This window comes from Rhodoferax sp. GT1R46 (assembly GCF_056521285.1).
Map to the genome: position 1 here is coordinate 158,718 of NZ_JBWMBC010000006.1, position 19,229 is coordinate 177,946.

Genomic DNA, 19,229 nt, shown 5'->3' on the forward strand with positions numbered 1-19,229 from the left:
TTCAGGCCAAAACCTGAATCCGGATTATGCGGCTTCTGTTTTGACTTCAGTTTTGACCGCGGTCTTGCCGAAACGATTGCGGAAGCGCTCAACACGTCCACCCATGTTGTCCACGGATTTTTGTGTGCCAGTGTAGAAAGGATGAGATTCGCTGGTGGTGTCCAGCTTGTACAACGGCAGTTTACGGCCGTCTTCCATGTCGATCATTTCCTTCGTGTTTGCGCACGAACGTGTCACGAATTTGAATCCGTTGGACATGTCCTGGAAGCAAACTTCGCGGTAATTGGGGTGAATTCCTTCTTTCATACTATCTCCATCAGATGCGTCAGCCGCGTCGAGCCCTTGGGCAAACCATTGCGCAATTCAAAACTCGGCGTACTTGTCGCGAAACCATCAATTATAGCTTAGTCGTCAAATTCGACTGTCTCAGCCTCCGCGACGCATCATGTCGAAGAACTCGCTGTTGTTTTTGGTCGCGCGCATTTGCTTCAAGACCATCTCCATGCTTTCCACTTCGTCCATGTTGTAGAGGAATTGGCGCAGGATGCGGGTCTTTTGCAGAATTTCTGGCTGTAATAACAATTCTTCGCGGCGTGTGCCACTGCGGTTGAGCTGGATCGACGGGAACACGCGCTTCTCGTAGAGGCGTCGGTCCAGGTGAATTTCCGAGTTGCCAGTGCCCTTGAATTCTTCAAAGATCACTTCGTCCATGCGGCTACCGGTGTCCACCAAGGCGGTGGCGATGATGGTCAGTGAGCCGCCCTCTTCGACATTGCGGGCGGCACCCAGGAAGCGCTTGGGGCGTTGCAGGGCATTGGAGTCCACACCGCCCGTCAAGACCTTGCCAGACGAGGGAACCACATTGTTGTAAGCGCGAGCCAGGCGGGTGATGGAGTCCAGCAGAATGACCACATCTTTTTTCAGCTCGACCAGACGCTTGGCGCGCTCAATCACCATTTCGGCGACGTGCACGTGGCGCGCTGCCGGCTCGTCAAAAGTGGAGGCAATCACCTCGCCCTTGACCGTGCGCTGCATCTCTGTAACCTCTTCCGGGCGCTCGTCAATCAAAAGCACCATCAGATAGCTGTCAGGGTAGTTGGCTGAAATCGCATGAGCAATGTGCTGCATCATCACGGTTTTACCGCTTTTTGGCTGCGCCACGATAAGGGCGCGCTGGCCTTTTCCAATGGGGGCAATGATGTCGATGACCCGACCGGTGATGTTCTCTTCACCCTTGATGTCCTGTTCGAGCTTCATCTGCTCCTTGGGGAACAAGGGCGTGAGGTTTTCGAACATCACCTTGTGCTTGTTCTCCTCAGGACCACCACCGTTGACCTTGTCAAGTTTGTTCAGTGCGAAGTAGCGCTCGCCGTCTTTCGGGGTGCGTACTTCACCTTCGATCATGTCGCCGGTGTGCAGATTGAAGCGACGCACCTGGCTCGGGCTGATGTAGATGTCATCCGTGCTGGCGGTGTAGCTGGTGTCGGGGCTGCGCAAAAAGCCAAATCCGTCAGGCAAAATTTCCAGCACACCATCGGCAATGATCTGCTCACCGGTGCGGGCGCGCTTCTTGATGATGGCGAACATCAGTTCCTGCTTGCGCATGCGGCCGGTGTTTTCGATCTCAAGCTCTTCAGCCTGCTTGAGGACTTCCGACACGTGCAGTGCCTTGAGTTCGTTTAAGTGCATGGAAATGGTCCCGTGGGGGAGTTGACCGAAATTCGGAGTTTTTGGAGAAATACAGGGAGAGGGGGTTGAGGCAAGACCAGTGACTCGGCCTCGGCGTTCTTAACCCGGCAATTGGGACCAGCCCTTGGGAGGCGCTGATGAACGGGGTTAATTATGACAGGAAAAAACGACCGTGTAGCGGTGACACGGTCGCGTGCTCGAAATCAGGCCAGTTGCTGATCAATGAAGGCGACCAACTGGGCTTTGCTCAAAGCGCCGACTTTGGTGGCTGCCAGTTGCCCATCCTTGAATAACATCAGGGTCGGGATACCGCGAATGCCGAACTTGGCGGGGATCTCACGGTTTTCGTCCACATTCATCTTGGCAATTTGGAGTTTGCCTTCGTAGGTGGTGGACACTTCGTCCAGAATCGGCGCAATCATCTTGCAGGGGCCGCACCATTCGGCCCAATAGTCCACCAGTATCGGCTGAGCTGCTTTCAGCACATCCGCTTCAAAAGTAGCGTCGGTTACATGTTTAATCAGGGCGCTGGCCATAGTGATTCCTCTGGGAGTTTGCGATACAGCTAAAGTTGGAGGCATTGTGACAGAAACCAAGAACCCGCCGGGCTGCCGGTTGCTATGAAGAGCATAGCGAAAATTGATCTTTCCACCGGACTCGTTGATCCGCAGGCTCTGGCACATCCGTCGCTGGCACTGTGGCTCGATTCGGCGAGCGGTTTACTGATACGTATTGCGGCTGAAATAAACCAGCGCGCAGCGCACCCTGCGCGCACGGTGGTCTTGTTGCCGTACGCGCAGTTGATTCCGTTGGCGACGCGTCTATGGGTTCAGCGTTTTCCCGATGGTTTTGCGCCGCAGTTTCAGACCACCATGAACTGGAGCGCGGCCTTGGGCGCATTCAACCCCGGCGCGACAGATATCGCTTTCGACATGGCGCTGGACGCCCTGACTGCGCAAGCCCTGTTACGCAGCGCAGGCCTTGGCGCCCAGCAAGACGCGTTGGCGGGACTATTGGTCCAGGCGGCACAACAACTGGGCCCTTTGGCAGCGGCCCGAAGCCCTGCAGAACGCATGGCCTGGGCGCAAGTCGCCCGCCAGTCGGCTCTCATGGGCATGGACGGCCCTGTGCTGGCGATGGAGGCCGCTGTTGCCCGCATTGCGGTGGAGTGGGCCGCGCTGTCGAGTTACGCCAGTGATGTCTTGTTTGATACAGCCGTGCGTGACGGGCTGGATTGCCTGCTGGTGGTGCAAGGCTTTGCAGCCGACGCACTCACACCCGCTTTGCAGGAATTTTGGGGCAGCAAGCTGGCCGGTTTGTCGCTGGCATCCGAACAGGCACTCCAGTCGGATGGCGGCGCAAGCGCCATCGCATGGCACGCTTGCGGGGATTCTGAGGACGAGGCACAGCGCGCAGCAGCTTGCTCCATTGGGCACATTGCTGCCGGGCGCTTTCCGCTGGCGTTGGTCTCCACTGACCGGGCCCTGACCCGACGCGTGCGCTCCATGTTGGAAGGCGCTGGAGTGCAGATCCGTGATGAAAACGGCTGGAAGCTGTCAACCAGTCACGCAGCAGCCCAGGTGGTGGCGCTTCTGAAAGCGGGTGTCTGGAATGCGTCGACCGACGGGGTGCTGGGCTGGCTCAAGGGCGCTCCGGCTTTTGCTGCGCAGGTGAGTGGACTGGAAGCTGCTGTGCGCCAGGATCAGGTTCGGGACTGGCGCGGTGCAGCCAACGCACCCAGCGTCAAAAAATCCTCCGCCGTTTTGCAGGCGTGCGCGGAGGTGGCTGCCGTGCTGGAGCCGCTACGCGGCAGCCGTCCCCTGGCGGGCTGGCTGGACGTGCTGCGCACCGCATTGCAGTCCAGTGGTTTATGGGAGGGCCTGCAGACCGATGGCGCAGGTATCAAAGTGCTGGCAGCGCTGCGGTTGACCACGCCACCCATGCCCGCTTGGGAGCATCTTCTGGGTCAGGCTCTGTGGGCCTCCCGGCGCATGGACCTCGCTGAGTTCACGGGGTGGGTTAACCAGGCGCTGGAGGGGGCCAGCTTTTCACCACCCTATCCGGATCACGAACAGGTGGTCATTTTGCCCATGAGTCAGATGCTGGCGCGTCCATTTGCCGCGCTGGTGCTTGCCGGGTGTGATGAAGTGCGTTTCAACCCCTCGCCAGAGCCCCCTGGCGGCTGGACTTCGCAGCAGCGCGCAGCGCTGGCGTTGCCATCGCGTGAGGCGCTGCAGGCCGCGACAGAGTCCGCCTGGCACCATGCACTGCTTACGCCGTATTGCGATGTGCTGTGGCGCTGCAGTGACGATACGGGTGAAACCTTGCTGCCAAGCCCGTTGGTGCAATTGATGCAATGGGCCAGGACCCGATCGGGGGCCGCGGATCATGCGGGTCATGCAGAGTCAGCGGTGCAGGCGGTCGACCCGCGCACGGGGCGCTCCATTGCGCCCAGTCCGGTACTTCCTCCAATGCCCATCGGTGAGCTGGTGCCCGTGAGTCAGTTATCCGCCAGTGCGTATGACGATCTTCGGCACTGCCCGTACCGATTTTTCGCCCTGCGCCAGCTCGGCCTCAAATCGGTGGACGAACTGGACGCCGAGATCGGCAAGCGCGACTTCGGCTTGTGGCTGCATGAAGTGCTCACCCGTTTTCATGAAACATTGGCTTTGCTAGACCCTACCACCACTGAAAAGAAGCTGCTACTCGATGATGCCGCCGCGGCCACGACCGATGCCATGGGCCTGGGCGAAGGCGAGTTCTTGCCCTTTGTTGCCGCGTGGCCGGCCGTGCGCGACGGTTACCTGCGCTGGCTCTCACAGCACGAAGCCACCGGCGCGGTCTTTGTCAGTGCCGAATCGGCGCAGACCCAGCGACTGGGCGACCTCAAACTGGTCGGTCGTATCGACCGCATCGACAAGCTGCCTGACGGCACCTTGCTGGTGCTCGACTACAAAACCGAGCCCACGGCCAAAACCAGTGCCCGCGTGAAAGAGCCACTGGAGGACACCCAGATAGCGTTCTACGCGGCCCTGTTGCCACAAGACACTTTGCAAGCCGCTTACGTGAATGTGGGCGAGCGCGATGCAACCAAAACCTACGCCCAGCCGGATGTGGTGGACGCGCGGGATGCGCTGATTGAAGGCATCCTGCATGACATGGCGCGCATTGCTCAGGGTGCGCCCTTACCCGCGCTGGGCGAGGGCAGCGCCTGTGACTATTGCCAGGCACGGGGCCTCTGCCGCAAAGACTTTTGGAGCGAGCCAGCATGTCCGAAGTAGCGGCCTTTGAACACAACGGCGCGACGGTGGAGCGCAGCCGCTTCTACGCCATTGCCTGTGACCCCCGGCGCAGCGTGGCGGTTGAGGCCTGTGCCGGTGCGGGCAAGACCTGGATGCTGGTGTCGCGCATTGTGCGGGCCTTGCTGGAGGGCTGCGCGCCACACGAAATTCTGGCCATCACCTTCACCAAGAAAGCCGCAGGCGAGATGCGCCAGCGTCTGCACGAGTGGCTGTTGCAGTTCGCCACCCAGAGTGATGCTGAACTCCGCCAGGAACTGCGCAACCGGGGTTTGAGCCAGGAGCCTACAGCCGGGCAACTGGATGCCCTGCGCCACCTGCACCACACCTTGCTGAAAAGCGGCAGGCCGGTGCAGATTCGCACGTTCCACAGTTGGTTTGCGGCCTTGGTGCGCAGCGCACCGCTGGCGGCGTTGAATGATCTCGGTCTGCCATCCAACTACGAGCTGCTGGAGAACGATGTGCGGGCCGTGGCCCAAGCCTGGCCCCGTTTTCAAATGCGTGTGGCTCGCGACCCGCAGGGCCGCGAAGACTACCTGGCTGCGGTCGCCACCTTTGGCCGCCACCAGACCCAGAAGGCGCTGGAGGCCGCGCTCAACAAGCGGGTGGAATTTTCGCTGGCCGATGCCCAGGGTGTGGTTGACGCATCGGTGCAAACCTTTGGGCAGCAATACCCGGCGTTTGCCGGGGTGGACACGCCCCACGCGCTGCTGACCACGCCCGCTGTGCGCAGCCTGTTGCTGGACGCCGCGCGCGTGCTCGGTGCCGCCTCTCAGGCCACCTGCATCGCGGCGGCTGGGGCGCTGGAGCAGGCCGTCACAGCAGGCGATGCCAACGCCATGGTGGACGCCATGATGACCAAAGCCGGCACACCGCGCAAGTTCAGCGACAAGGTGCAGGGCATCGAAACCGTGCGCCAAGCGCAGGACCAGTTGCTGGAAGTCGTGGCCGCGCAAGGCCAGCACCAGGCCTGGCTGCACCAGCAGCGCATGGCGCGCCTGGTCCGCGTGCTGGTCGTGGAATATGCCGACCTCAAGCGGGAGAGAGGCTGGATCGACATGGGTGACCTGGAGCGCGCCGCACTGGTGCTGATGTCGGACGACGTGCTCAGCGGCTGGGTGCAGGAGCGCCTGGATGCGCGGGTGCGCCATCTGATGATCGACGAGTTTCAGGACACCAACCCCTTGCAGTGGCAGGCCCTGAGCGCGTGGCTTTCGGGCTACGCCGGAGCGGGCCATGCGCCCAGCGTGTTTTTGGTGGGCGACCCCAAGCAGAGTATTTACCGATTCCGCCGGGCCGAGCCGCAGGTGTTCAAGGCGGCACAGCGCTTTGTGGCGCAGGGTCTGGGCGGTGACTTGCTCAGTTGCGACCACACACGGCGCAACGCGCCGGACATCATCGGACTGGTCAACCAGGTGATGCTGAAGGCCCAGACGGCCGGTGAGTTTGACGGTTTTCGGGCACACAGCACGGAGTCGCACGAAAGAGGGAGCATCTTGAAGTTGCCCCGCATCCACCGTGAGGCAGCAGCAGACGATGCGGCTGGTGATTCCGACCCTTCCCCCCATTCCGACCCTGCTGGCTGGCGTGACTCGCTCACCACCCCGCGGTTGATCGCGGAAGAAACCCGCAAAGTCATGGAATGCCGCCAGGCTGCGCGCTGGATTGCGCAGCAATTGCAGTCCGGCGCGCTCCAAGCCCGCGATGTCATGGTGCTGGCCCGCAAGCGCGAACGACTGGGCCTGATGCAGGCCGAACTGGCTGCGCTGCACATCCCTGCCCAGCAGCCCGAAAAAAATGAGCTCGCCGACATGGCGGAGGTACAGGATCTGGTGGGCTTGCTCGACGCACTGGTGTCCCCCGCGCACGATCTGTCCTTGGCGCGCGCGCTCAAGTCGCCGGTGTTCGGCATCCGCGATTCGGATCTGGTGCAGATCGTATTGCGCCAGCGTGCCCTGCGCAGCGCCGCGGAAAAGATCGACGAACGCACACCCACGGTGCCATGGATGCAGGTGCTGCAGACCGCCACCGATTTGCCACCGGCGGTAGCCTCTGTGGGCGCTGTGCTCACTCTCTGGAAAACCTGGGTGGATACGCTGCCGCCGCACGACGCGCTGAGCGCCATCTACCAGCAGGGCGATGTACTGGCCCGCTACGCGGCGGCCACGCCCGCCAACCAGCGCGAAGGCGTGCTCGCCAATGTGCGTGCGTTACTGGCGGCCGCCTTGCAGGTGGACGGTGGGCGATACGTTACCGCCTATGCCTTGGTGCGCGCGCTGCGTGCGGGGGGCATCCAGGCACCGGTGCGGGCCGATGCCCATGCCGTGCGCTTGCTCACCATCCATGGTGCCAAGGGGCTGGAAGCACCGCTGGTGCTGATGCTGGATACCGACAGCGAATCCCTCAAATCCCAGACCATGGGTGTGCTGGTGGATTGGCCTGGGGAAGCCCTGTACCCGCAGCGTTTTGTGTTTCTGGCCAGTGAATCGAAGCCACCGGCCTGCGTAGCCGATGCACTGGCCATCGAGCAAACGGCCCGCAGCCGGGAAGAACTCAACGCCCTGTATGTGGCGCTGACCCGTACCCAGCGCACGCTGGTGGTATCCAGCCTGGAGCCGCACATGGCCAACCCGGCGAGCTGGTGGCAGCGCTTGCAGGAGCATGCGCAAGACGCACCGTGGCAGTCTGGGCTGCATGCCGGAGCCGACCCGGGTGCCGCAGGCGCGGTGGCACCTGTTCAAGGCATTTACACGCTGCTTTCATTGCCAAAAATGCCTGTAGCCCCCGTGGAATATGCGCAAGAAGCTATTAAATCAATAGCGGAATACGGCGTGGCCGGCGAACCGGATGCAGCGCAAGACAGCCTCGATTCCCGCATCGGCCAGGCCATGCACCGCTTGCTGGAACGCCTGCCATCGCGGGGTACCGCCACCGCTGCGCACCTGTGGTCTGCGGTGCAGCGGGATGCGGTTGCGCGGGAGTTTTCCCTGGAGCCAGCGCAGGTCGAAGTGGCCCAGGGCATGGCCCAGGCCATTCTGCGCGGCGAGGGTGCCTGGGCGTGGGACGCTAGCCAACTGCTCTGGCAGGGCAACGAGGTGGGGCTTGTCCATCAGGGCCGCATGCTGCGCATCGACCGGTTGGTGCAGCACAGTGAGGGACAATGGTGGGTGCTGGACTACAAGTCAACCGCCCAGCCACACCTCCAACCCGAGCTGCGTGCGCAGCTTCTGGCCTACCGCGCAGCGGTAGCGCAGGCGCAACCCGGACAACCCGTCCGCGCTGCGTTTTTGACCGCCCAAGGCACTTTGATAGAACTGAATCCATGAACTCTGAACTCCCCGTCGTCGTTATCGGTGGCGGCCCCGCTGGCCTGATGGCCGCCCAAGTCCTGGCCGATGCCGGTCTGCCCGTGCACCTGTATGACGCCATGCCCTCCATCGGGCGCAAGTTCCTGTTGGCGGGCAAAGGCGGCCTCAACCTCACGCACTCTGAAGGTGCCGATGCCTTTGCCGAGCGCTTTGGCTCCCGGCGCACGGCCATCGAGTCCCTGCTCAATGGCTTTGATCCCAGCGCCGTGCGTGCATGGGCCCTTAGCCTGGGCGTGGAGACCTTCATCGGCTCCAGCGGCCGTGTCTTCCCCAAGGACATGAAGGCCGCACCGCTGCTGCGCGCCTGGCTGCACCGGCTGCGCCATCCCGCCACCGGCCCGGGTGTGCAATTCCACATGCGCCACCGTTGGACCGGCTGGTCTGGCGACAACGTTTTGAACTTCGAAACACCCCAAGGCCCGGTGCAGGTACCGGCCCGCGCCGTGGTACTGGCGCTCGGTGGCGGCAGTTGGGCGCGTCTGGGCTCCAACGGTGCCTGGGTGCCGCTGCTGGCGGAACGCGGCATCGCTGTGGCGCCGCTCTTGCCCGCCAATTGTGGTTTTGACGTGCAGAACGGCTGGAGCGAACATTTCTCCAGCCGCTTTGCGGGCCAGCCTTTCAAGCTGGTATCTATGGCGCTTACTAGCTCGCAGGGCGTGCGGTTTGAGCGCAAGGGCGAGTTTGTGGCCACGGCCACCGGCGTGGAGGGCAGTCTGGTTTACGCCGCATCCAGCCTGCTGCGCGACGAAATCATCCGCTCCGGTTCCGCCACCTTTCACCTGGATTTGCTGCCCGACATGAGTGCCGAGAAAGTGCTGGCCGAAGTGCGCCACCCCCGGGGTACGCGTTCGTTGTCTAGCCACCTCAAGAGCCGTTTGCATCTGGAGGGCATCAAGGCCGGCATTCTGTACGAATTGGTGTCCAAAGAAGCGATTGCAGACCCGGTGCAACTGGCCGCAGCCATCAAGGCTTTGCCCATCACGCTGGTGGCAGCACGCCCGATCGATGAAGCCATCAGCAGCGCAGGTGGGGTATTGTTTGAAGCCCTCACGCCCGGCCTGATGACCGAGGCGCAGCCCGGTGTGTTTTGCGCCGGAGAAATGCTGGACTGGGAAGCCCCCACCGGTGGTTATTTGCTCAGCGCCTGTTTTGCCAGTGGCAAGCGCGCAGGGCAGGGTGTGCTGGAGTACCTGCAGGCACAATCTCAAGCCTGACAGGGTTCTAGCCCGCGTGCGCATTGCGCAAGCAGCTATCGTTTTGATAGCTGCTGAAAGCTTGGGAAATAGAACGAGAAAAAAAATGAGGTTGACGAGCCTTGACCCCGGCACTGGCTCCACAGTTAGGGCTGCTTGGTTCCCCATCTGACCCGGTTGGCCGCTTTACCATGCGGGAAGGCCCGTCAGCCTTTATTGTACTCAATGCGAGAGGCTCATTCAGTCAAAGAGTGGTTCGGATACCGTATCGCCCGAACAAAAGCGAAAGCTGTTGCGACCGTCTGTCTTGGCCAGGTACATCGCATGGTCGGCGCTGGAGATAATTCCGGAGGCGGTATCGCCGTCGTCGGGATACTGAGCGATGCCAATGCTGAAGCTCACGCGCATGGAAAGCGGACCAAAGGGTATTGGCGACCGCATGCAATCCAGCAGCTGGCGTGCAATGGACGCAATCTGCTTCCGGTCTGCCGGGTTGTTCAGTAAAACAACGAACTCGTCTCCGCCCAGTCGGGCTACCGTATCAACCTTTCGCGTTGCGGAGGCCAGCCGTTGCGCAATCTCCTTCAGCGCGGCATCACCGGCCTCGTGGCCCAATTGGTCGTTGATGTCCTTGAAATTGTCCAAGTCAATAAACAGGAGGGCGAATCGCTCGCCGTTGCGCCGGCCGCGCTCTACGGCCTGCTCCAGGCGCTCGTGAAACAGACGGCGGTTGGGCAGGCCCGTCAGCATGTCGTGCAGCGCCAGATGCTCCAGGTTTTTCTGGCTGTCCTGGAGTGCGGTGAGCTGCTGTTTGATTTGGGCCTGCATCTGGCTAAAACTGCGCGCCAGCACACCAATCTCATCCTTTCGATCCACTGGCAGCCCATCGATTTCATATCCATTGGCAAAGCGTTGTGCAGCGTTGCTCATGGAGTCAATGGGTCTGGTAACCGCCCGAGCAACAAACGTGGCCAGCAGAATGCAGGCCAGGCAAAAACCACCCACGATTTGAAGTATGGCCAGTCCAAGCTGGTCCGCCTGCGCCACAATGGCCGAAAGTGGTTGCGCCAAGCCGAGAAGGAGCCTGGTTTCGTCACTGGTGGCTCCGACCTTGTTGCCTACAAACGCTGCGACTACAGGGGCATCCGCATAACGCCCCTGCGTCGCTTCAAAAACAACTTGGTCGAACTTGCTTTCCACCAGACTCCGTGTCGCAGGAAACTCATCCTGCACCAGGACCCGCCGGCCTTTGTCGAAGCCGAAGGATTGCGAATTGTCGGGATGAATCAGGAAGTCGCCATCGCGATTGGTCAGAAAAAACTGGGTGTCTTTGGGCAGGTTCGACGCTATCTGTTTGAACGTGCGGTTGAGATCGATATTGATCACCACGGCGCCCAGAACCTGGCCCTTCCGGTCTGTTACGGGCGCGGCCAGCCGCACGGTGGGCTGTTCTTGCCCTTCGTGTGCACCTCGTTCATGATTGATGTCAATCCGCGACAAATAGATTCCACCGGAGGCCATTTTCAGCGTATCGGATACATAGGGAAAGTGACCCTTCTCCTGAAGTTCGTCGCCTGTAACGCGGACCAACTGCGCCCCGTCCCTGTCAACGCGCACACGCTCCATGCCGTTGTCGGCTGCGGATATCAGGCGCACCTGAAAGTAGCCGGGGTTCGCTTCCATCATCAGCTTGAAAAGCGTGGCCAACTGCTCTTCCTGTGCCGGGCTGGGCTTCTGCAAGACGGACAAAGCGGACGGGTGACTGGACAGCACCTGCAGATTGCGGGATATCTCATCTCGCGCCAATGCGATGCGACGAGCGAGCCCGGAGGTCGATGTCAGCAATTCGTTTTTCGCCGATTGCACCAACTGGCCACGGCTGACGTCATAGGCGTAATAGCCCGTCAGTCCAGAAGCGAGAAGGCCCACGACTGCCAGCAGCAGGCCCAGCTTTACAGCAATTCCGGAGGTCACGGTGCCAGTACCTTGCTGGCCCGATCGCCCGAGACGATGCGACCCCACAGCAGGTTCCTGCGATCCACGTCTTCAACTGGCTCCAGCCATTTGAATGTATCGTCAGTCCGAAGGTTGGGTGACTCCGACGTCGTGTTGGCGAGACCCTGGCGCTTGACCAATGCCTCACCTGGCTCTTTCTCCAGAAGATAGCTAATCCAGGCTTCAGCCAGCTCAGGGTTGCGTGCGCCCCGCGTGATCGCCCAGCAATCAAGCCAGGCGAGTGCACCTTCCTTTGGAATGGCGTAGCCCACGTCGATCCCTGCCGCTTTGAGCAATTGCAATTGCTGCGACCCGTAGTTGGCGAAAAGTAGCGCGGCCTTCTTGTTTTTGAACAGTTCCACCGATTCAACGGGCTGGGTATAAAACGCCAGCGCATTGCGTCGCAGGGAGATCAATTGCTGAACGGCCGCGGGCCATTCTTTGTCGTTCAAATGGAAGGGGGTTGTGCCGCCCAGCACTTGCGCTGCCAGTGAAAAATTGTGGGTTCCACTGTCGTACAGCAATACCTTTCCCTTGTAGCGGGGATCCCACAACGCCCGAATGGATGTGGGTGCCTCCTTGACCTGCTGCCGGTCATAGATCAGTCCCATCTCCGAGTAGGTGTACGGAATGGCGAAGACCTTGCCGCCATGAACGAGGCCGGGAATGCTCTTGACGTTGCGAAACCGTGGCAACTGCGTTGCGATTCTGCGCACGCCTGCGGTGTTGATGGGAGTCACCAGGCCTTCAGCGATGTAACGCTGCAACTCAGCGGTATTCACCGCAAAAACATCAAAGTCTTGCGCCTTGTTGTTGCGGATTTTTTGCCACAGGGCTTCATCGGAATCAACGATGGTGACTTCGACGGTGCTGCCGGTGCGTTGCTCGAAAACCTTGACCAGGTCTGGATCAGCGTAACCCGGCCAAGCCAGCACCCGCAGCGCGTCGGCAGCGTAGGCGGACACGGCCATCGCAAAAAAACAGGTGGAAAGCACGAACAGGCTGCGCAATGCCTTGATCATGGGAAAAAAATCGCCATAACCTATCTCCAAGCTTTCTTTCTGGCAACGGGGGGAGCCACGAGACCCGGAAAGGGTTGCAGCCCATTCTATGCCCATTAAAAGAGCCTTCAGAGGCAAAACGGACCTCACCCCCTTTAGAATCCGGGCATGTCCTATCTCGTGCTCGCCCGCAAGTACCGCCCCCGCAATTTCACGGAAATGGTGGGGCAGGACCATGTGGTGCAGGCGCTAACCAACGCGCTCACCACACAACGGTTGCACCACGCCTACCTTTTTACGGGCACCCGCGGTGTCGGCAAGACCACCGTGTCGCGCATACTGGCCAAGTCGCTCAATTGCCAGGGCGTCGATGGACAAGGCGGAATCACTGCGACCCCTTGTGGCGTATGCCAGGCGTGCTCTGATATTGATAGCGGCCGCTTTGTCGATTACACCGAGCTGGATGCAGCCTCCAACCGGGGTGTGGACGAAGTGCAGGCACTGTTGGAACAGGCGGTTTACAAGCCGGTGCAAGGTCGCTTCAAGGTCTTCATGATTGACGAGGTGCACATGCTGACCAACACGGCGTTTAACGCCATGTTGAAGACGCTGGAGGAGCCCCCTGAGTATTTGAAGTTTGTGCTGGCCACGACCGATCCGCAAAAGGTGCCGGTTACCGTGCTTTCGCGCTGCCTGCAGTTCAATCTGCGACCCATGGCGCCCGAGACCATCCGCGAGCACCTGGCCAAGGTGCTGGAAGTGGAACAGGTTCCCGCGGAAGTGCAGGCGCTGCGCCTGCTGGCGCGGGCAGCGCGCGGCTCCATGCGGGATGCACTGAGCCTGGCCGACCAGGCCATTGCCTTTGGCTCGGGCCAGTTGCAGGAGGCCTCCGTGCGCATGATGCTGGGCAGCGTGGATCGCTCCTACGTGTTTCGTTTGATTGAAGCGCTGGCACAGGGTGACGGCAAAACCGTCGTGGAGATATCCGAGACACTTCGGCTCAATGGCCTGAGTGCGGCCTCCACGCTGGAAGAAATGTCCACAGTGTTGCAGCGCATGGCGGTGGTGCAAACCGTTGGGCCGGCTACCGACGATGACAGCGACCCCGAAGCCACCGAGACCTCCCGCTTGGCAGCCCTGATGCCACCCGATGAAACCCAGTTGCTCTACAGCATTTGCCTGCATGGTCGCGGGGATCTGGGCCTGGCCCCCGACGAATATGCTGCGCTCACCATGGTGCTGCTGCGTCTGCTGGCGTTCAAGCCCAAAGGGGGGGGCGGCGAACGATTGGCGAACGCGGGCTCTGCGCCACTGGCTGAAAAAAAAACTCTGAATAGTCCGCTTGCGCAACCGCAAGCCACTTCGCAAAATACTCATCCAGCTGCTTTGCCGGTAGTGCCGGTAGTGCAGGCGGCAGCAAAGCCAGTCGCGGTGCAGCCGTGGGAAGATGAGCCCGTTGCAGTGCCCGCCGTGGTTAACGTGCCGCCGGGTCAGGTTCTCACAGTGCGAATGGGATCGCCTTCACTGGTTGCCGTGCATGATTCTGAGCCAGAATTTAAATCAAATACGCCTCTAGCCCCCGCGGAACCTGCGCGGGTAGCTACAAAAGTTGTAGCAGTTCCTGTGCGTGTGCAGGCCGAGTCGCGTTCGGAGCTTACCGCCGGGCAGGTCACGCAGGCGCTGGTGCCCACCGAAGAGGGTGACTTTTGGCACGCCACCGTTCAGCAGCTGATTGCGGCTGAAGCCATCAACGCCATGGTGCGAGAACTGGCACTGCAGTCGCAGTTGGTCGCGCGCGACACGGATGAATGGGTTTTGCGGTTGGAGCGGGAATCGCTGAACCAGACCGGTACCCGGGACCGCTTGACCGCAGCTTTGAAGGCCGCCGGTTTTGCCGTCAAGCTGGTGGTGGAAATTGGCCGTGTGACCGATAGCCCTGGCAGGCGCAACAGTGCGGCCTCCGCTGAGAAGCAGCTGGCGGCCGAGAAGATTATTTTTGACGATCCGTTTGTGCAAACCATGATGCGGGACTTTGGCGCGAAAATCGTGCCAGGATCCATCAAGCCCCTGTAGCGGCTTTCCGCTCGTTTATTTTTTGAAATCAACTAAGGACAACCATGTTCAACAAAGGTCAACTCGCCGGTCTGATGAAACAAGCCCAGGCGATGCAGGACAACATGAAAAAAGCCCAGGATGAGTTGGGCAACATTGAAGTCACTGGCGAGTCCGGTGCAGGCTTGGTCAAGGTCATCATGACCTGCAAGCACGATGTCAAACGCGTCACCATCGACCCCAGCCTGCTGACCGATGACAAGGACATGCTTGAGGACCTGGTGGCGGCGGCTTTCAATGCAGCGGTGCGCAAGGCCGAAGACACCTCGGCTGAAAAAATGGGGAAAATCTCAGCGGGCATGCCCAGCCTGCCCGGTGGCATGAAGTTTCCGTTCTGAACGGCTTGACGCGTGGCGGATACCCATTCCCTTGAAGTCCTGATTCAGTCGCTCAAACGCCTGCCCGGTGTGGGCATCAAGTCGGCCCAGCGCATGGCGTTTCACCTGCTGCAGCACGACCGTGAAGGCGCGCTGACCTTGTCGCGGGCCTTGCAGGATGCTGCGACCGGTGTTCGGCACTGCGAGCGCTGCCATACCTTCACGGAGTCGGATGTCTGCGCCACCTGCCTGGATGCGCGGCGCGACCGCAGCAAGCTCTGTGTGGTGGAAACACCGGCTGACCAGGCGGCGCTGGAGCGCACTGGCGCCTACAAGGGCCTCTACTTTGTGCTGATGGGCAAGCTGAGCCCGCTCGACGGTATCGGCCCGCACGATATCGGTCTGAAGAAGCTGTTTGACCGGGCAACCGATGGCTTGGTGGAAGAAGTGATTCTGGCCACCAACTTCACCGCTGAAGGCGAGGCGACGGCGCATGTGATCAGCGAAGGCCTCAAAGCACGCGGGCTCAAACTGACTCGGTTGGCGCGCGGTGTGCCAGCAGGCAGTGAGCTGGAATATGTGGACCTGGGAACCATCGCGCATGCACTGGTGGACCGACGCTGATGCGCGCGCATTGCAATCCTGAAACCTGAAATTTTCTATTATTTATGCATCTCGTCCACTTCACCATCGCCTACTGGTGCGTGCTGATTGCCGCGCTGTTACCCATTGGCTGCGCAGGTCTGGCCAAAGCCGGCATGTTTGGCAAACCCCGCAAAGATGGCGGATATGACAACGCCGATCCGCGCCACTGGCTTGCACGCCAGACTGACTGGCGCGCCCGCGCGGACGCTGCACAAGCCAACAGTTTCGAGGCGCTGCCATTCTTCATTGGCGCGGTAGTCATTGCGCACCAACTGGTAGCGCCTCAGGCGTTTCTGGACGTACTCGCGTTTTTGTTTGTCGTGCTGCGTGTGCTGTACATCATGATGTATGTCTCCGGCATGTCCAATGCACGCAGCATCGTCTGGACGGTTGCTTTTGCCGTCAACATTGGCATATTGTTTGTAGGCTACCGCTAAACGGCTGGGCCGCGGTGGGCCCGCTCTCGCACCACAGACCCCCTAGCGTTTTGCCAATTTTGCGGCGGGGGGGGTGTCTTTCTTATTGCCAAGCGCAACCACCCGGCGCACCGGGCTTTTTGCGACTGTTGCCCGTTTATTGGAGCGTCCGTTGCCCGTCTGGAAGTTGACCGGAACATAGATGATCACTTGTTGTCCGGCTTTGAAGCCGGCTGAAATGCCCACGTTGTTCCACTGCGCCAACTGATCTGCATTCACCCGATGTTTGCGGGCCATGCTGGACACCGTGTCTTTCTTCCCCGCTCGCACCAGCACCCGTTTAAGTACCACCTCGGGGGCTGTTGACAGCTGGCCGTTGTCGGCAACCTTCACGGCGACGTCCTGACCGGTGCTGGCCGTTCGGGTGACGAGTAAAGACGATCCTGCCTTGATGACAACTCTAGGGGGAATGGCGTTGACGCTGCGCAATTCGGCCTCGGTCATGCCAACCCGCTTTGCAGCGTCTGCGGTGCGCATGGTCGTGGGCGCAACCCACACAGTCCAGCTCGCCAATCGACCGCCACCGTAGGACTCCAGGTTGCTCTGGAATACTTCTGCGTTGTCCCAAGGCAGCAAAATTTGCGGGGTCCCCGCCGCCATGACGACCGGCCGGTTGATGGATGGATTCAGTGCCTTGAAATCGTCCAACGGCACCTCTGCCAGTTTCGCAGCGAGCGCCACATCAATATCACGGCGAATGGTTACAGACTGAAAATAGGGGTGGTTTTCAATCAGTGGAAGTTTGGAGTTGAACGACGCAGGGTCTGAAACGATGTTTTTTATTGCTTGCAGCTTGGGCACGTAAAAGCGCGTTTCCATGGGCATGTTCAGGTCCGGGTAGCCTGCCGCCTGGCCTGCACGCTGGTTTTTGGCTATCGCGCGGCCCACACTGCCTTCTCCCCAGTTATAAGCGGCCAACGCCAGGTGCCAATCGCCAAACATGCCGTGCAGTTTTTGCAGGTAATCCAGCGCGGCGCGGGTGGACGCCAGCACGTCGCGGCGGTCATCACGAAACGCGTTTTGCTTCAGTTCAAAGTATTTTCCAGTGGCCGGCATGAATTGCCACATGCCCGCCGCCTTGGCACCCGAAACTGCCTGCGGGTTGAACGCGCTTTCGATGAATGGCAGCAGAGCCAACTCCGTAGGCATGTTGCGCAACTCCAGCTCTTCAACAATATGGAACAGGTATTTTTTTGAACGCTCCGTCATGCGGAAAATGTAGTCCGGCCGGGTGGCGTACCACTGCTCGCGGTCGTGCACCAGATCATTGTCCAGGTCAGGCATGCCGTAGCCCCGGCGAATGCGATCCCATAAGTCCACAGGGGGTGTCAATGCGGTGACCGCACGCGACGGGGTTTTCTGAAGGGTAATCGGGGCCAGGGTCGATTGGCTGGCAGACGAATGGGCACCTGGTCTATTTGCGCGTGATTGAGGCTGCCGCATCTCGGCACTGGACCGCAGGTCAAGTGTTTCGCCTGCAATGGGAGCGGCGCTGTCACCGGCCTCAGGCGAGATTGCGCAACCCGTAAGCCACACCAAAGTGGCAAGAGACGTTATTCTTAAAAGATTCATCAGTATTGGTTTTTCCATTGCCGCAGGGTCGCAAACACCCCATCCCGCTCAACACCTCCAGCATCGAACTGGAGGGCTGAAGCAATGATGGTAGGTTGGTCGCTGCGCAAAAAAGGATTGATCTCTCGCTCAAGCGCGATCGTGGAAGGGAGCGTCGGAAGACCCTGCGCACGCAGCGCCTTGCAGTGGTCGTTGTAGTTAGCTAGTTGTTGGTTGTCGGGCTCAATCTCGCGTGCGAACTTCAGGTTACTTAAAGTGTATTCGTGGGCGCAACACACTTGGGTTGGGTCCGGTAAGGCCGCCAAAAGTTCCAGGGATGCCAGCATTTGTTTTGGTGTGCCCTCGAACAGACGCCCGCAGCCTCCGCTGAACAGGGTGTCGCCGCAAAACAGCAGAGGGCGCACGTCCACGTTCTCGCAGTAGTAGGCAATATGGCCCGCTGTGTGGCCTGGCACATCCAGCACGCGGAAATCCAGCCCCAGCAGACGCACTGTGTCGCCGCCCACCACGCGTTGCAGGGGCTCTGGCATGGGCTCAAGCGCCGGTCCGAAAACTTGCGCGTGGGTTGTTTCGCGTAATAAATCGACGCCACCCGTGTGATCAGCGTGGTGGTGCGTGACTAAAATGCCCTTTAATTGCAGGCGTTCGCGTTGTAGGGCCAGGAGCACTGGCTGGGCATCCCCGGGGTCAACGACAAGCGCCTCTTTTCCATCGTGCAGCATCCAGATGTAGTTGTCGGCAAAGGCGGGCAGCGGTATTAACTTCATGAGCGATCAAATTATAGGTATGCACGATTGGTTCCAGACACCGGCAGGCCGCTATCTGCTGGAATGGGAGCGTACGCGTGTAGACGCCACTGTGGCGGATATCTTTGGCTATCACGCACTGCAGTTGGGGGTACCGGATCTGGCGGGCTTGCAGACCAACCGTATGCCGCACCGGTGGTTGGCGACCGAGCATATGCCAGTCTATGGCGGCGACGGAGTCGGTCAACCGGAATTCCTCTGTAACTTTGCGTCCTTGCCCTTTCCGGCGGGTAGCTTGGACCTGGTCGTTCTACCCCACACACTGGAATTCAGTGCGGATCCGCATGCCACACTGCGAGAGGTTGAGCGGGTGCTGGTGCCCGAGGGGCGGGTGGTGATATGCGGACTCAATCCGGCAAGCCTCTGGGGGCTGCGGCAGCGACGCGGTCATTTGTACCGCCGGTTGGGCGTAAACAGTCTGTTTCTGCCGGATTGCGGTGAATTTATTGGGTACTGGCGGTTGCGGGACTGGCTTCGTTTATTGGGTTTTGAGGTCGAGGTAGGCGAATTCGGCTGTTACAGCCCCGCAGTGCGCAGCGACAAATGGCTTCAGCGTTTTGATTGGATGGACCGCGCCGGCGAGCGTTGGTGGCCCATTTTTGGCGCGGCGTATTTTTTAGTGGCCGTCAAGCGCGTGCGTGGACTGCGGCTCATGGAGGCGGCGTGGAAGACCGCACCGGTGCGCGGAAACAAGGCGGTTTCGGTCGCTAACCGCGCACATGATCATTGAGATGCGTTCATTGCTGAATTTTTGTT

At 60.3% G+C, this 19,229-nt stretch carries 15 protein-coding genes and 1 other RNA gene; 8 read left to right on the plus strand and 8 right to left on the minus strand.

Features of this window, described 5'->3' with window-relative positions; genetic code table 11:
* Positions 1-24: 24 nt before the first annotated feature.
* The 3 genes from AC097W_RS14435 to trxA form a co-directional block, all read right to left on the minus strand.
* Positions 25-306, minus strand: coding sequence for a type B 50S ribosomal protein L31 (locus AC097W_RS14435; protein WP_479603309.1), 282 nt, complete (start codon positions 304-306; stop codon positions 25-27).
* Positions 307-426: 120 nt separating this feature from the next.
* Positions 427-1,689 (minus strand): transcription termination factor Rho, encoded by a 1,263-nt coding sequence (gene rho, locus AC097W_RS14440; protein ID WP_479603310.1) that lies wholly within the window; start codon positions 1,687-1,689, stop codon positions 427-429.
* A 203-nt stretch (positions 1,690-1,892) separates the two neighbouring features.
* Positions 1,893-2,225 (minus strand): thioredoxin TrxA, encoded by a 333-nt coding sequence (gene trxA / locus AC097W_RS14445; protein ID WP_479603311.1) that lies wholly within the window; start codon positions 2,223-2,225, stop codon positions 1,893-1,895.
* A gap of 84 nt (positions 2,226-2,309) precedes the next feature.
* Here trxA and AC097W_RS14450 point away from each other — a divergent pair, with 84 nt between their 5' ends.
* The 3 genes from AC097W_RS14450 to AC097W_RS14460 are packed head-to-tail and all read left to right on the plus strand — an operon-like array spanning position 2,310 to position 9,570.
* The gene (locus AC097W_RS14450) at positions 2,310-4,970 is read left to right on the plus strand and encodes a PD-(D/E)XK nuclease family protein (protein ID WP_479603312.1); all 2,661 of its coding nucleotides are present in this window, start codon (positions 2,310-2,312) and stop codon (positions 4,968-4,970) included.
* The gene (locus tag AC097W_RS14455) at positions 4,958-8,314 is read left to right on the plus strand and encodes a UvrD-helicase domain-containing protein (RefSeq protein WP_479603313.1); all 3,357 of its coding nucleotides are present in this window, start codon (positions 4,958-4,960) and stop codon (positions 8,312-8,314) included. The genes AC097W_RS14450 and AC097W_RS14455 overlap by 13 nt, the downstream gene beginning before the upstream one ends.
* The gene (locus AC097W_RS14460; protein ID WP_479603314.1) at positions 8,311-9,570 is read left to right on the plus strand and encodes a TIGR03862 family flavoprotein; all 1,260 of its coding nucleotides are present in this window, start codon (positions 8,311-8,313) and stop codon (positions 9,568-9,570) included. Before AC097W_RS14455 ends, AC097W_RS14460 begins: the two co-directional genes overlap by 4 nt.
* Before the next feature lie 90 nt (positions 9,571-9,660).
* On the opposite strand, the gene ffs is transcribed toward AC097W_RS14460, so the two are convergent.
* From ffs to AC097W_RS14475, 3 genes are all read right to left on the minus strand, one after another.
* An RNA gene (ffs, locus tag AC097W_RS14465) (signal recognition particle sRNA small type) lies at positions 9,661-9,757 on the minus strand.
* A 32-nt stretch (positions 9,758-9,789) separates the two neighbouring features.
* A complete protein-coding gene (locus tag AC097W_RS14470) occupies positions 9,790-11,523 on the minus strand; it encodes a diguanylate cyclase domain-containing protein (protein WP_479603315.1) in 1,734 nt (577 codons plus the stop codon).
* Positions 11,520-12,566, minus strand: coding sequence for an extracellular solute-binding protein (locus AC097W_RS14475; RefSeq protein ID WP_479603316.1), 1,047 nt, complete (start codon positions 12,564-12,566; stop codon positions 11,520-11,522). Before AC097W_RS14475 ends, AC097W_RS14470 begins: the two co-directional genes overlap by 4 nt.
* Before the next feature lie 147 nt (positions 12,567-12,713).
* Here AC097W_RS14475 and dnaX point away from each other — a divergent pair, with 147 nt between their 5' ends.
* From dnaX to AC097W_RS14495, 4 genes are read left to right on the plus strand one after another with little or no spacing between them, the layout of a single operon-like run.
* Positions 12,714-14,618: a DNA polymerase III subunit gamma/tau gene (dnaX, locus tag AC097W_RS14480; RefSeq protein ID WP_479603317.1), complete on the plus strand. Its 1,905-nt coding sequence runs from the start codon at positions 12,714-12,716 to the stop codon at positions 14,616-14,618.
* Positions 14,619-14,662: 44 nt separating this feature from the next.
* Positions 14,663-14,995 (plus strand): YbaB/EbfC family nucleoid-associated protein, encoded by a 333-nt coding sequence (locus AC097W_RS14485; RefSeq protein ID WP_479603318.1) that lies wholly within the window; start codon positions 14,663-14,665, stop codon positions 14,993-14,995.
* A 12-nt stretch (positions 14,996-15,007) separates the two neighbouring features.
* A complete protein-coding gene (recR, locus tag AC097W_RS14490; RefSeq protein WP_479603319.1) occupies positions 15,008-15,598 on the plus strand; it encodes a recombination mediator RecR in 591 nt (196 codons plus the stop codon).
* A 44-nt stretch (positions 15,599-15,642) separates the two neighbouring features.
* Positions 15,643-16,056: an MAPEG family protein gene (locus AC097W_RS14495; RefSeq protein WP_479603320.1), complete on the plus strand. Its 414-nt coding sequence runs from the start codon at positions 15,643-15,645 to the stop codon at positions 16,054-16,056.
* Positions 16,057-16,098: 42 nt separating this feature from the next.
* On the opposite strand, the gene AC097W_RS14500 is transcribed toward AC097W_RS14495, so the two are convergent.
* Both AC097W_RS14500 and gloB read right to left on the minus strand, forming a co-directional pair.
* Positions 16,099-17,667: a transglycosylase SLT domain-containing protein gene (locus AC097W_RS14500; protein WP_479603423.1), complete on the minus strand. Its 1,569-nt coding sequence runs from the start codon at positions 17,665-17,667 to the stop codon at positions 16,099-16,101.
* Positions 17,667-18,434, minus strand: a complete 768-nt coding sequence (gloB, locus tag AC097W_RS14505) for a hydroxyacylglutathione hydrolase (protein WP_479603321.1) — start codon at positions 18,432-18,434, stop codon at positions 17,667-17,669. The genes AC097W_RS14500 and gloB overlap by 1 nt, the downstream gene beginning before the upstream one ends.
* Here gloB and AC097W_RS14510 point away from each other — a divergent pair.
* Positions 18,433-19,203, plus strand: a complete 771-nt coding sequence (locus tag AC097W_RS14510) for a class I SAM-dependent methyltransferase (RefSeq protein ID WP_479603322.1) — start codon at positions 18,433-18,435, stop codon at positions 19,201-19,203. The genes gloB and AC097W_RS14510 overlap by 2 nt on opposite strands.
* Positions 19,204-19,229 lie beyond the last annotated feature (26 nt).